Source organism: Aliiroseovarius sediminis (genome assembly GCF_022678485.1).
Lineage (GTDB): Bacteria > Pseudomonadota > Alphaproteobacteria > Rhodobacterales > Rhodobacteraceae > Aliiroseovarius > Aliiroseovarius sediminis.
Map to the genome: position 1 here is coordinate 84,516 of NZ_JALBYP010000034.1, position 13,944 is coordinate 98,459.

At 59.5% G+C, this 13,944-nt stretch carries 9 protein-coding genes; 7 read left to right on the top strand and 2 right to left on the bottom strand.

The genetic code is table 11. The features are described from left to right. Positions 1–15: 15 nt before the first annotated feature. Positions 16–921 (bottom strand): LysR family transcriptional regulator, encoded by a 906-nt coding sequence (locus MN186_RS11025; RefSeq protein WP_242114427.1) that lies wholly within the window; start codon positions 919–921, stop codon positions 16–18. Positions 922–1,019: 98 nt separating this feature from the next. Between MN186_RS11025 and metF the strand changes: the two genes are divergently transcribed. After that, positions 1,020–1,886 (top strand): methylenetetrahydrofolate reductase [NAD(P)H], encoded by an 867-nt coding sequence (metF, locus tag MN186_RS11030; RefSeq protein ID WP_242114503.1) that lies wholly within the window; start codon positions 1,020–1,022, stop codon positions 1,884–1,886. Positions 1,887–1,895: 9 nt separating this feature from the next. On the opposite strand, the gene MN186_RS11035 is transcribed toward metF, so the two are convergent. Continuing rightward, entirely contained in the window at positions 1,896–3,035 is a 1,140-nt protein-coding gene (locus MN186_RS11035; RefSeq protein ID WP_242114428.1) for a type III PLP-dependent enzyme, read from the bottom strand. 133 nt (positions 3,036–3,168) lie between these two features. Between MN186_RS11035 and MN186_RS11040 the strand changes: the two genes are divergently transcribed. The 6 genes from MN186_RS11040 (at position 3,169) to MN186_RS11070 (ending at position 13,917) form a co-directional block, all read left to right on the top strand. Next, complete coding sequence (locus MN186_RS11040) at positions 3,169–3,600, top strand: Lrp/AsnC family transcriptional regulator (protein ID WP_242114429.1); 432 nt, start codon at positions 3,169–3,171, stop codon at positions 3,598–3,600. Between the two features lie 969 nt (positions 3,601–4,569). Next, entirely contained in the window at positions 4,570–6,705 is a 2,136-nt protein-coding gene (locus MN186_RS11050; RefSeq protein WP_242114431.1) for a hypothetical protein, read from the top strand. Between the two features lie 125 nt (positions 6,706–6,830). Continuing rightward, a complete protein-coding gene (locus tag MN186_RS11055) occupies positions 6,831–9,956 on the top strand; it encodes a valine--tRNA ligase (RefSeq protein WP_242114432.1) in 3,126 nt (1,041 codons plus the stop codon). A 169-nt stretch (positions 9,957–10,125) separates the two neighbouring features. Then, positions 10,126–11,256 (top strand): pyridoxal phosphate-dependent aminotransferase, encoded by a 1,131-nt coding sequence (locus MN186_RS11060; protein ID WP_242114433.1) that lies wholly within the window; start codon positions 10,126–10,128, stop codon positions 11,254–11,256. 100 nt (positions 11,257–11,356) lie between these two features. Continuing rightward, positions 11,357–12,043 (top strand): tyrosine-protein phosphatase, encoded by a 687-nt coding sequence (locus tag MN186_RS11065; protein ID WP_242114434.1) that lies wholly within the window; start codon positions 11,357–11,359, stop codon positions 12,041–12,043. Next, entirely contained in the window at positions 12,040–13,917 is a 1,878-nt protein-coding gene (locus MN186_RS11070) for an ABC transporter ATP-binding protein (RefSeq protein WP_242114435.1), read from the top strand. The genes MN186_RS11065 and MN186_RS11070 overlap by 4 nt, the downstream gene beginning before the upstream one ends. Positions 13,918–13,944 lie beyond the last annotated feature (27 nt).

Sequence of the window (13,944 nt, forward strand, 5' to 3'; positions counted from 1 at the left end):
GCCCGTTTAGGACCGTCATGCGCGTTGCAGCTTGACCGGTTCCGACCGGCACAATCGGATCATATGCGCCACGTAAGGCACCATCGCATCCTCGTCCCGGGTGGCCGCATACATCCGTTTGGCCAACCCCTTCTCGGTCAGCGGTCGGGTGATGTAGTCGGGGTTGTCTTTTACACTGCGCAAGACCCAGTCCGGCATCACCGCAACGCCGCGCCCGGCGGCCACCAGCATCAAGATGACCTCGGTCATTTCGACCTGCCGGACAGCACGCGGTTCGACGCGGTTCGGCGTCAGAAGCGCGCTGAACACATCCGTTTTCGACCGCTCGACGGGATATGTCAGCAGCATTTCATCTTCGAAATCCTCGGCTTCAACATAGTCATGCTGGGCCAAAGGATGATTGGCAGCCGCGACAAACCGTGGTTCATAATCAAAAAGCGGGGCGAACGTGATGCCCGGCATCGCGATCGGATCAGAGGAAATAACGAAGTCCACTTCTTCACGCCGCAGTGCCTCAAGCGCATCGAACGACAGGCGCTGGCGAATGTCCAGATCGACCTCGGGCCAAGCTTGGCGCAGTTGATCCAGCACCGGAAACAGCCAGTCGAAACAGGCGTGACATTCGATGGCGATGTGCAATCGGCCCGACCGACCCGACTTCAACGCCCGAAATTCCTCTTCTAATCTCGACACTTCGGGCAAGATCTGCTCGGCCAGTCTCAGAAGCTTCATCCCCGCCGGACTAAGACGCATGGGCTTGGTGCGGCGGTGGAAAAGCTCCATCCCGACCTGATCTTCAAGCCCCTTTATCTGATGGCTTAGCGCCGATTGGGTGATATGCAAAATGTCGGCGGCGCGGGCAAGGCTGCCCGCCTGATGGATCGCCCGAATGGTGCGCAGGTGGCGAAATTCCAGATACATGCACAAAGCTCATGTTTATTGTGAGAATTATGAATTTGTCTCACAAACCGATTTTCGGCACAAGGGGCCAACCCATACATCTGACTGCCGAGGCCACCATGACCACGCCCAATATCTCGTTTGAATTTTTCCCGCCCCAATCGCTTGATGCGTCCTTCCGCCTTTGGGAAACGGTGCGAGAGTTGGCACCGCTGGAGCCCAGCTTTGTCTCGGTCACATATGGCGCTGGCGGCACGACGCGCGAGTTGACGCATGATGCAGTGCAGACCATCCACAAGCATTATGGCCTGAACGTCGCCGCACATCTGACCTGCGTTGACGCGTCACGGGGCGAAACCCTCGCGATCGCCAAAGATTACGCAAAGGCAGGCGTGACCGAGATTGTCGCCCTGCGCGGCGATCCCCCCAAGGGCACTGACCGTTTCGCGCCACACCCCGACGGTTTCGCCTCATCCATCGAGTTGATCGAGGCATTGGCCGACACCGGTGATTTCCACATTCGCGTGGGGGCCTACCCCGACCCGCACCCCGAAAGCGCCGATCTGGATGCCAACGTGGCGTTCCTGAAACGCAAGGTTGATGCGGGTGCCGACTCGGCCATCACGCAGTTCTTTTTTGAGGATGACACGTTCTTCCGCTTCCGTGACAAATGCGAGAAAGCCGGGATCGACGTACCGATCATCCCCGGCATTCTGCCGATCGAAAACTGGAAGGGCGTGCGCAAGTTTGCCGAACGCTGTGGCGCGGATATTCCAAACTGGCTGGACGACGCGTTTACCAAGGCAACCCGCGACGGGCGCGAGGAACTGCTGGCCACCGCGCTGTGCAGCGAACTGTGCTCAGATCTGATCGACGGGGGTGTTCAGGACTTGCATTTCTATACGCTGAACAAACCGTCCCTGACCCGCGACGTGGCCCGCGCACTTGGCGTCACACCACGTGTGAAACTGCAGGACGTAGCGTAAACGACCAGATCACAGATCGGCGTGCTGCACGGTCACGGTCTCGATCAGGCCATAGCCGTTGAACCGCGTCACGGTCGCTAGGCTATAGGCGCCCATGCCTGCGAACAGGACATAATCATCCTCGGCCAAATCGGACGGCAGAAGCAGCGGGTCGGGCAGTTGATCAATCGAATCGCATGTTGGCCCGAACACCATGCGGCGCGACATTCCCCCGTCGTGCGACGCACCATCCGATGTCACGGTCGTCATGCGATCGGGCACGCCAATCGAGGGCGCCTCCGACAGCGCGCCGTAGATTCCGTCGTTCAGAAAAACGGCGCCGTCTTCGCGTATAGATTTTACCCGCGTTGCCAGTGTGAAGGATTCGGCCACCATTGCGCGGCCCGGCTCACACACCAACGCCGGAGCGTTTTCGCCAAACGCCGCTTCGGCAGAATCGTGAATTGCGTCAAAAATTGCCGTCAGGTCCGGTGCAACGCCGCGGTTTGCGGCAAACCCGCCGCCCACATTCAGCCGCGCCAATCTTACGTTGGCCGCTTTCGCAACCTCGGCGCAGGTGGTGATGTAGGTCGACCACGCCGACGGCGCGGCGCATTGCGTGCCGGGGTGGAACGTCATCGACGGGGTAAAGCCCGCCTCTTTCACCATACGCAGAAGCACAACCGCCTGATCGGCATCCGCGCCGAACTTCGCACCGAAGTCATAAGCAGCCCCTGCCACGGGCAAGCGCAGCCGCACGGCCACCTCGACACCTTCAGGGGCGACCTGCGCGCGCAACTTGTCAAATTCATGCGGCGCGTCGATGGAATAAGACTGAACGCCAAGCGCGACGGCTTGGGCGATCTCGTCACGCGACCGGACGGGGTTGTTATAGTGCATTGCGACGTCCGGCGATACGGCCCGCAACGCGTGCATTTCCGCCGGGCTGGCCACGTCGAACGCGGTGATCCCCGCCGCCACCAGATTCTCAAGCACGGTGCGCGAATCATTGGCTTTCACCGCATAGGTGACAAGACCATCGAACCCGTCAATGAACTGTCGCGCCGTCGCCTGAAGGGTGGCAGGCGAAAAATAAAGCACCGGCTGCGTCGGTGTTTCGATTTTCAGATGCGCCAAGGCTGTCTGCCAGATTGAGGGTTGCCTGCTCATATGCTCTCGCTTTGCAAAAAAGTGTCTGTTCGCGGTCATCTGTTCAGGTTCCGAACTGAGGCCGTCGATTTCTAGTGGCAATTCGGGCAATATGTCGTGTAAATTCCGCCGAAACAGCGAGGGAACCGACAGAATGGACGATAAAGACCGCGAACTTCTGGCGCAGCTTAAAGGAAACGCGCGGATGCCGGTGGCGACACTGGCTCGCCGGTTGGGGCTTGCCCGGTCGACCGTTCAGGCCCGGATCGAGCGATTGGAAGAGAAAGGCATCATCGCTGGATATGCCCTGCGTTTGGGCGATGCCGCCCGCGGGGACCGCATTCGTGCCACGGTCCTGATCTCGATCGAGCCGCGGTCGACCCCGGCGGTGCTTGCGCGTTTGAAAACGCTGACACCGGTCGAAACCGCGCATACCGCGTCGGGCCGTTTCGACATGGTGTTGCAGCTTGCGGCCACATCAACAGCTGAACTGGACCAGACACTTGATGCGATTGGAGAAATTGACGGGGTGCGAAGCTCGGAAAGTCTGATCCATCTTTCGACGCGGATCAACCGGCTGAGCTAGAACGCCACCATCTTCAGACATTCCCAACCGACGAGTCTAAAATGACCCTCAAAACCATCCTTTCAGCCGTGATTTAGGGGCAAAAAAACCCGGCGCCTCGCGCCTGCGCTGGCCACGCTGGACGAAACGAAAATGGGTGAAATGTTGATCGAGGTGGTTGACCTCTCACCGACTATGCCGGTCTGATGGAAGACTTGTTCGATTTCGACGCGTTTCAGCAGAGGAACGCCGGGGGGGTAACCTGCGCTTTGACGCAATTCACGCAGTCACCAGCCCCTATACAACAGAGATTCTCGAGCGTCGTCTGGGCGCCCCCCCCAGCGCAATCAACACCATTCCCAGCGCGTATTTCGGCGGCGGACATCCCAACCCCATCTGTGCCAAGGCACTTTGCGACCGGATGCTGGGGCCCGATGCGCCTGATTTCGGCACCACGTCCGGTAGAGATGGCGACCGCAACATGATCCTGGCACGGGGTATTTACATCACGCCCTATGACGGCCTCGCCGCCCTTACCGCAAACGCGCATTTGGTGCCGGGGTGTCGGTCGGGAGTCGCAGGCGGCTTGCGGGCGATAGCCGACAGCAGCCGCGTCGGATCGCGTGGCGCAAAAACTGAGGCCAGACGCCGACCGGCTGGGAATTCCCTAGCAACTTGCTGGACGCGCAAGAAGATCTGTCCCAAATAATCAACGCAACGCGCCAACTGGGACGGATCGAGCATTTCGCGGGCCAAATCCTGCCGGTTGTCATCACGTGATCTAACCACCGGAATGTCAAACCACATCGCGAACGTTGTTTTTTGATTACGCCCACTGGTTTTATGAAAGCTATCTGGTAACCATACGGTTAAAGTTTAAGCGTTTTTGCCATAAGTTATGTATAAAATATAAGATGCGACGTTTTTACGGCTGAGCAAGGCATAGATTGCTCGCTACACGTTGCGTGATTTGCTTTTGCGAGGGTATTTATGAAACCTGTTTCCAACAATCAGCCGCTTGGCGGCGTTGCACGTATTCTGACCAGAAAAACGCTGCCCATGGTCAGCGCCGCAGCGCTGGGTTGCGCGCTGAACGCAGGCTTTGCGCAAACCGCATCGCCCACGACAGAGGACATTCCAACATTCGATGACGGTGCGCCATTCACCCAATCCGACGCACTTGGCGTATCCGGTGATGGGTCCGTGGTTGTGGGGGCAGCGACCGATTCTTCCTTTGGGCGCATCGCGTTTTCATATGCCGGTGGGACCCTTACCAATCTTGCACCGCTGGACACAGGCAATCCAAGCTCTGCGCAAGGGGCGTCAGCGGACGGGGCGGTTATTGCCGGTTTCAACACGATTTCCGGGCTAAGGACCGCAACCTACTGGACCCAATCGACAGGCCAGGTCACAATTCCGACCGCGCCAGCCAGCGCCAGCCAAGCCAATGATGTCAGTGGTGATGGCACAGCCATCGTTGGAACACTTTTCGGCGACGGGGTATCACCTGCGCCGACCGGTCCGGGCGCGCCCGCAGCCTATAACAGGGCCTTCGTCTGGAACCGCACAACGAATATCGTCACAACGCTGTCCAGTTTGATCCCCGGTGGCGACATGAACGGCAGCGATATCAATGATGATGGCACAATCGTCGTCGGGCGCGGCGCGACCGGCACGGCGACCCACGCTTACCGTGCTGTGGTCGGTGGCGCGGTCAGCGACCTTGGTACGCTCGGCAGCGTTGCGGGCAACAGCCGCGCCAATGGTGTCAGCGGCGATGGACTGGTTGTGGTCGGCCAATCCGACGCCCCCGCCACCACCGGTCAGCGCGCCTTTCGATGGAGCGCGGGTACCGGCATGGTGCAACTGAATTCAACGGACGATGCGAATGTGACCTTTTCGTTGGCCAATGCGGCCAGTGCGGACGGAGCCTATGTCGCCGGAGGCGCACTTTACAGCACCACACCGGGCTATCGCGCGTTACGGTGGGACAGCACAGGCACCGCGACCGATCTGGGAGATCTGACCAGCGACAACAGCGGCACATCGATTGCCAATGGCATCACTGCGGATGGAATGGTGGTCGTGGGCAATGCGTCCAACGACGACGGAAATATTCGCGGCTTCATCTGGCGCGATGCGGTTCAGCCCGGCGGTACCATGTTGGATCACATCAATACCCTGACGCAAGTGGCAGATAACGCAGCCCAACAAGCGGCGGGCGCGGCGCAACTGGGCCAACTTGTCCACTTTGCACTGGACAACTCAATCGAGCTGTCGCGCAGTCAGACGCAGACACGCGGGAAGGCGCCAACGCGGCCGCCCTTTTCGATGCGCGTCGTTGCCGGCGCTGCCAACAATCCGGACGCCAATAATGGCTCGGTCGCTGCGGTTATGGCAGCGGTTGGGCTGGGCCATGATATGTCCGTCGGCGGTCATCTGGGCCTTGGCACCGATACCGACACGCTCGACGGCTATGGCATAAATGGCAATTTCCTAAGCTATGGCGCTTATGTGCAAAAGGGCAAACGCTATGGCGACGGGCTAAGCTGGAAAGTCGCAGCGGCGCAATCTTCCGCCGAGGTGGACATCTCCCGCTCCACCGTTCTGCCCAACACAGAACGCGGGATGGGGACGACGGACTTGGGCGCACGCGCCGCCTCGGTCGAGCTGGGATACGGGATGCGACGGGGCGATATCGTAGTTGCGCCCTTCGTGCGGGTCGCGCGAACCGTGGTGCAGCGCGACGGGTATACCGAGGATAACTCGGTCGCCTTTCCCGTCACCTATGACGACCATGACATCACCGCAACTGTCGCCACGCTGGGCACCAATGTGCGCCTGCCGGTATCGGACGCCGGTGTTGTCAAACTCAGCGCCGGGGTCGAATGGGATCTGTCGCGGTCGACTGACCCGGTGTCAGGTTCCAGCGCCATTCCAGGCATGACCGATTTTGCAATCGCTGGCCCCTCGCTTGAACACGACGAACGGCTGTTTGCCGAGGCGCGGTATGTCCACACCCTGTCAGCCGGGCGCAGCTATGACGTGGGGCTGGGCATCCAACAGACGCCCTATTCCGACAAGCCATCCCTGATGGCAGCTATCGGGTTCCAGATGGATTTCTAGGCCTTTCCAACCGGTATCCTGCGACGCCCGGGCCAAGGTCCGGGCGTTGTCATTTCTGCACGGGCTTTCCCTTTGCGTTCGTGTTGGGTAAACGGTCTTGAACTCGCACGACTTGGGACAGAACCATGGCCATGGACAAGACATTCGACGCGGCATCCGCCGAGGCACGCATCTATCAAAGCTGGGAAGACGCAGGCGCTTTCAAAGCCGGCGCCAATGCCAAGCCGGGGGCAGACAGCTTCGCCATAATGATCCCCCCGCCCAACGTCACGGGCGCGCTGCATGTGGGCCACGCGTTCAACAACACGTTGCAGGATATTCTGATCCGCTGGCACCGGATGCGAGGCTTTGACACGCTGTGGCAACCCGGCCAGGACCACGCGGGCATCGCCACCCAGTTGCAGGTCGAAAAGATGCTTGCCGAAACGCAACAACCCGGTCGTCGCGAGCTTGGCCGCGAGGCATTTCTTGAGAAGGTCTGGGAATGGAAGGGCAATTCCGGCTCGACCATCATCAACCAGTTGAAACGACTGGGCTCTACCTGCGACTGGTCGCGCAACGCCTTCACCATGGCTGGCGCGCCCGGTGATCCGCGCACGGGGCACGAAAACTCGGCCGACTTCCATGACGCCGTTCTGAAAGTCTTTGTCGATATGTATGACAAGGGTCTGATCTATCGCGGCAAACGTCTGGTCAATTGGGACCCGCATTTTGAGACCGCGATTTCGGACCTTGAGGTCGAGAATATCGAGACCCCCGGCCATATGTGGCACTTCAAATACCCGCTGGCCGATGGTGCGACCTATACTTACGTCGAAAAGGACGAAGACGGGAATGTCGTGCTTAAGGAAGAGCGCGACTATATCTCGATCGCCACGACCCGGCCCGAAACCATGCTGGGCGATGGTGCTGTCGCGGTTCACCCCGATGACGCGCGCTATGCGCCCATCGTGGGCAAGCTCTGCGAAATCCCGGTGGGTCCGAAAGAGCATCGCCGTCTGATCCCGATCATCACCGATGAATATCCGGACATGAATTTTGGCTCGGGTGCCGTGAAAATCACCGGCGCGCATGACTTCAACGACTATCAGGTCGCCAAGCGCGGTGGCATCCCGATGTATTCGCTAATGGATACGCGGGGCTATATGCGCGCGGATGGCCTGCCCTATGCGCAGGAAGCCGAAACCGCCCAGCGTATTGCCAATGGCGAAGAAGGCTTTGACGAGGCGAAGATCGCCGCGATGAACCTTGTCCCGGATGAGTTCCGTGGGCTGGACCGGTTCGAGGCGCGCAAGCTGGTGGTTGACCAGATCACTGCCGAGGGGCTGGCTGTGATGATCACCCAAACCGTCGAAGTTGACGGTGAAGAGGTCACGGGCACCGTGCCGTATGTCGAATCAAAACCGATTATGCAGCCCTTCGGCGACCGCTCGAAAGTTGTCATCGAGCCGATGCTGACCGACCAATGGTTCGTGGACGCCGAGAAAATCGCCGGCCCTGCACTGGACGCGGTGCGGGGCGGCGACGTAAAGATCATGCCGGAAAGCGGCGAGAAAGTGTTTTTCCATTGGCTGGAAAATATTGAGCCGTGGTGCATCTCACGTCAGCTCTGGTGGGGGCATCAGGTGCCTGTCTGGTATGGGCTGGATCTTTCGGGTGAAGGCTTCAAGGACGACGAAGGCAACAACGCGCTTGATATCGTTGAAATGGGTCGCCTACTCCTGCAACAGGACATGCTGCCCGGCCATGAACACCGCCACTGCGCCCATGATTTCCAAGCGGTCACGTCGAAATTTGATGAGGTGCTCGTCACTCTGCCCATGCCGCTGAACCACGCCCGCGTGGTTGAAGTGGCGGATCGAAGCGCCGCAATTCATGCGCTGGCCGAAAGCCTTGCCACCTATGAGACCACGCAGGACCCGACCAAGCTGGTCTATCCCGTGTGGCGCGACCCCGACGTGCTGGATACATGGTTCTCCTCCGGCCTCTGGCCCTTCGGCACGCTGGGCTGGCCTCAGGACACCGATGAACTCAACCGCTTCTTCCCCGGTGACGTGCTGATCACCGGTCAGGACATTCTGTTCTTCTGGGTCGCCCGGATGATGATGATGAGCCAGGCGGTGACGGGCAAAAACCCCTTCCACACGGTCTATCTGCACGGTCTTGTCCGCGACGAGAAGGGCAAGAAGATGTCCAAGACCACCGGCAACGTGATCGACCCGCTTGAGATCATTGACGAATACGGCGCGGATGCACTTCGGTTTACCAACACCTCGATGGCATCCATCGGTGGCGTTCTGAAACTGTCGCGCGACCGGATCGCGGGGTATCGCAATTTCGGCACCAAGCTGTGGAACGCCGCGCGCTTTGCCGAAATGAACGACTGCAAACCCGTCGCCAATTTCGACCCGACCAGCCCGACCCAGACCGTTAATCGCTGGATCATCTCGGAAACCGCCAAGATTCGGGTTGAGGTCGACGAGGCGCTGGCGGCCTTCCGTTTCAACGACGCCGCCAACCGCCTTTATGCGTTCGTCTGGGGCAAGGTTTGCGACTGGTATGTCGAGTTCTCGAAACCTCTGCTGAACGCGGATGACGAGGCTGTGTTGGCTGAGACCCGCGCCACAATGGCGTGGGTAATCGACCAATGCCTGATCATGCTGCACCCAGTTATGCCCTTCATCACCGAAGAACTGTGGGGCCAGATCGCAACTCGCGACACAATGCTGATCCATGCCGACTGGCCGACATATGGCGACGAATTGGTGGACGAAGCGGCTGCACGGGAAATGAACTGGGTGATTTCGCTGATCGAAAACATCCGATCCGCGCGCGCGCAGATGCATGTGCCCGCCGGTCTGAAGGTGCCGTTGATCCAGCAAGAACTGGATGACGCCGGTCGCACGGCTTGGGCGAATAACGAAGTGATGATCAAACGCATGGCACGCATCGACAGCATGACCGAGATGTCTGAGTTGCCCAAGGGCTGCATCACGATCCCCGTCGCCGGTGGCATCTTTGCTCTGCCCTTGGCCGATATCATCGACGTGGACGAGGAAATCGCGCGGCTTGAGAAGACACTCGGCAAGCTCGGGAAAGAGATCGGTGGGCTTCGTGGTCGGTTGAAGAATCCCAAATTCGCCGTGAACGCACCGCCGGAGGTGGTGGAAGAAGCGCAGGCCAATTTGGCTGCACGCGAAGAAGAAGAGGCGACGTTGAATGCGGCGCTGGCGCGACTTCGCGAAATCTGAGGGTAAACGCAGGAATCGATGGCTCACTTCGTGAGCCTGAGGGGCTTTGCCCCTCTGCGCTGCGCGCATTCACCCCAGGATATTTCGGGCCAGAGGAAGATTTGGGTAAAGGTCGCGCGAGCTGATTTAGGCGCTTGCCGATTGATACATGCCCTGCTCTAAGAACGTCATGATCAACCAACATGCCCGCCTGACTCCGCTTGCCGACAGCCTGCCATCGACGGTTCCCTTTGTTGGGCCAGAGACGCAGGAGCGTGCGCGTGGTCGCGCGTTTGTCGCGCGTCTGGGCGCCAATGAGAACGGGTTTGGCCCATCGCCCCGTGCGATCCAGGCGATGGTGGCAGCAGCGTGTGGCGTGTGGATGTATGGCGACCCCGAGAGTTTCGACCTGCGCGCGGCCCTAGCGGACCATCATCGGATCTCTGCTGATAACATCATGGTTGGCGAGGGAATCGACGGGTTGTTGGGCTATCTTGTGCGCCTGTTGGTGGGGCCTGGGGATGTGGTTGTAACCTCGCAGGGGGCATATCCGACATTCAATTATCATGTGACGGGGTTTGGCGGGCGGATTGAGGCCGTGCCATACCAAGGCGATCACGAGGACCCGGTGGCGTTGATTGACAAGGCAACCGAGGTAGGTGCGAAGCTGGTCTATATCGCAAACCCGGACAACCCGATGGGCACATGGCATGATGCCGATACGGTCCAGCGTATGATCGGGGCCGTGCCAGATGGTTGTTTGTTGGTTCTGGACGAAGCTTATATCGACTTCGCGCCCGAAGGGACCGCGCCGCCGTTTGATACCGACGACCCCCGCGTCATTCGTATGCGTACATTTTCCAAGGCTTACGGTATGGCTGGCGCGCGAGTTGGCTATGCGATCGGGGCCAGCGCGTTGATCACCGCGTTTCACAAGATCCGCAATCATTTCGGCATGTGCCGGATCAGCCAAGCCGGCGCGTTGGCCGCATTGGCGGATCAGGATTATTTGACGCAAACGGTTGCGAATGTTCGGGCGGCCCGGGAGCGTATTGACCAGATCGCACGGCACAATGGGCTGAGCACGCTGCCATCCGCGACCAATTTTGTGGCCGTCGATTGCGGGCGGGATGGTGGGTTCGCCCGTGCTGTCGTCGACGCGCTGATCGATCAGGATATTTTTGTGCGTATGCCGTTCGCAGAGCCGCAAAACCGGTGTATTCGCGTATCGGCGGGGCCGCGTGAGGAGTTGGATGCCTTCGCGTCCGCCTTGCCTGTTGCGCTTGCCAAGGCACTGGCCAGCCACTCGCAGTCTGGCTGATCGTATCCGTCGATGTGGCGCGCTTGTCTGGGCCTGCCTGACAGGCTACACCGCCATGCAATCGCCCGCATAGAGATCGGGCCCGTCATGCGGAGACAGGATGTTTTCCAAACTCTATGCCCGGATCAAACAATGGGAACGCAGTTGGAAAAGCTCGTTCGGCACCGATATTTCCACGCCCCAGGGGCGCCGGGCTGCGCGTCGGCATAACAATATCGTGGACCATGCATTCCTGCGTCGCGTCCTGCCCAACCGATACAAGCTGTCCGAGGATGCATGGCGGTCGAACCAACCCGATCCCGTGCATTTCTCCGCGCTGGCCGGGATCGGTATCAAGAGCGTGATCAACCTGCGCGGGCCGGACCGGTTTTCATATTACCTGTTCGAAAAAGAGGCCTGTTCGGATTACGGTATGGCGCTGTATGATCATGAACTTTTCGCCCGCGTGTTGGGCAACCCTCAGGATTATCTGGACTTGCTCGACCTGATGGAGAAGGTTGAAAAGCCCATGCTGATCCACTGTAAATCCGGCGCGGATCGGACGGGGATTGCGGCGGCTTTGTACCTTTTGGATCAGAAAGGCGCCAGCATCGACGCGGCGCGGGCGCAACTGTCGTTGAAATACGCCCATCAACGCTGGTCAAAGGCGGGCATTCTGGATCATCTTCTGGACAGCTATGCCGCTTATTGCGAAACCGATTCAATTTCGGTGCGCGACTGGCTGGCAAATCATTACGACCCCGAGGCCGTGACCGCCTCGTTCCTAGCCAAGCGGAGCAGAGGATGAGCGAGAAACCGCACCCAGACATGATCCGCTGGATGTGGCGCAATTATATGCGCGCCTATCGATGGCCGTTGATCGCGGCGGTCTTCTTGATGCTGCTGGAAGGGCTGGCGCTGGGGGGCCTCAGCTACATGATCAAGCCGATGTTCGATGTGGCGTTTTCGTCGGGTAGCACGTCGTCCATTGTCATCGTTGCGTTAATCGTGGCGGCGATCTTCGTCACCCGCGCCATTGCAGCTTTTGGGCATCGTGTTCTGATGGTCTATGTCGGCCAGAGGGTGGCGGCTAAGCTGCAATCGGACATGGTTGCACATATGCTGACCTTGGACAGTAATTTTTTTCGCGACAATTCCCCCGGCACGTTGATCGAGCGGGTGCGCGGAGACGCCCAAGCCATCGCCACCATATGGGAAGTCGTTCTGGCCGCCGTTGCGCGCGATGTTGTCTCGCTTCTGGCTCTGTTAGGGGTGGCGTTGTCGATTGATTGGCTGTGGGTCGTGGTTGCAGTGGCTGCCGCGCCTATCTTGACCATACCGATGAGCATCTTACAAAAGCGGGTGCGTCGCACAACCACCGACAGTCGCTCGTCTGCGGCCCAGATCTCAACCCGGTTGGACGAGATTTTTCACGGGATCAACTCGATCAAGCTTTCAGGAACCGAACGCCACGAACAAGGTCGCGTGGACCGCGAGATTGACGCCTTCGCCCGCACCCACCTGCAAAGCCAGGCCAATCAGGGCGGCATCGTTGCGATGGTCGATATCATCGCCGCGGTCGGGTTTTTCGGGGTGTTGGTCTATGGCGGGATGCAGATCAACTCGGGTGCGAAGACCATCGGCGAATTCATGAGCTTTTTCACGGCAATGGCGCTGGTCTTTGATCCGCTGCGCAATCTTGGCAAAGTGTCCGGTGCTTGGCAGGCAGCCCTAGCCAGCCTTGCGCGGATCAGGGGGGTGTTTGATGAACGCCCCACGATCCTGTCGCCCCCCAAACCCGCCGCGTTGCCGTCGCCCACGCGAAAAGCGGGCGTTGCGTTGAAAGATGTTACCTTCGCCTATGGCGACACACCCGTTCTGCGCGACGCAAGTTTTACGGCCGAGGCTGGACAAACCACCGCTTTGGTCGGGGCATCGGGTGCGGGCAAAAGTACGATATTCAACCTGTTGACCCGATTGGCGGATGCGAAGACAGGTAAAGTTACGATCGGCGAAACGGATGTCACCACGCTGCCACTGGATCAACTACGCGGGTTGTTCTCTGTCGTCAGCCAAGAAGCGCTTTTGTTCGACGAAACCCTGCGCGACAACATCCTGATGGGCCGCACGGATGTTAATGAAAAGCAACTGAAACACGCGCTGGATGTGGCGCATGTGTCCGATTTTCTGCCTCGAATGGAAAAGGGGCTGGATACCTCAGCCGGGCCGCGCGGGTCGAACCTGTCGGGCGGGCAGCGCCAGCGTATCGCGATTGCACGCGCGGTTCTGCGCGACGCGCCAGTTCTGCTGCTGGACGAGGCGACATCGGCACTGGATGCGAAGTCCGAAAAGCTGGTGCAGAAGGCTTTGGACGAATTGTCAAAAGACCGCACCACGCTTGTCATCGCCCATCGGCTGGCCACGGTGCGCGAGGCTGACAAGATCGTTGTTATGGATCAGGGCCAAGTGGTCGATCAGGGCACGCACGAGGAATTGCTGGCCCGTGGCGGCATCTATGCCCAGCTTTACAAGCTGCAATTTCAGGATGGTGGCACACCCGCCCCTGCCCCCGCCAAACGCAAGCGCCGCTTGCGCGATCAGCCCCATGACGCTCCGGCCCAGGCCGCGCGCTGGTCCGTGCGCGGCTTGTTGGGCGGGCTGTGGGGGCGTGGGCGCCGCTGACCCTTTCGCTTCTTGTGCGCGATCTTA

Coding starts and splice junctions, on each gene's coding strand:
- MN186_RS11060 (WP_242114433.1), top strand. CDS start 10,126: ATGATCAACCAACATGCCCGCCTGACTCCGCTTGCCGACAGCCTGCCA.
- MN186_RS11070 (WP_242114435.1), top strand. CDS start 12,040: ATGAGCGAGAAACCGCACCCAGACATGATCCGCTGGATGTGGCGCAAT.
- MN186_RS11055 (WP_242114432.1), top strand. CDS start 6,831: ATGGCCATGGACAAGACATTCGACGCGGCATCCGCCGAGGCACGCATC.
- MN186_RS11025 (WP_242114427.1), bottom strand. CDS start 921: ATGTATCTGGAATTTCGCCACCTGCGCACCATTCGGGCGATCCATCAG.
- MN186_RS11035 (WP_242114428.1), bottom strand. CDS start 3,035: ATGAGCAGGCAACCCTCAATCTGGCAGACAGCCTTGGCGCATCTGAAA.
- MN186_RS11065 (WP_242114434.1), top strand. CDS start 11,357: ATGTTTTCCAAACTCTATGCCCGGATCAAACAATGGGAACGCAGTTGG.
- MN186_RS11040 (WP_242114429.1), top strand. CDS start 3,169: ATGGACGATAAAGACCGCGAACTTCTGGCGCAGCTTAAAGGAAACGCG.
- MN186_RS11050 (WP_242114431.1), top strand. CDS start 4,570: ATGAAACCTGTTTCCAACAATCAGCCGCTTGGCGGCGTTGCACGTATT.
- metF (WP_242114503.1), top strand. CDS start 1,020: ATGACCACGCCCAATATCTCGTTTGAATTTTTCCCGCCCCAATCGCTT.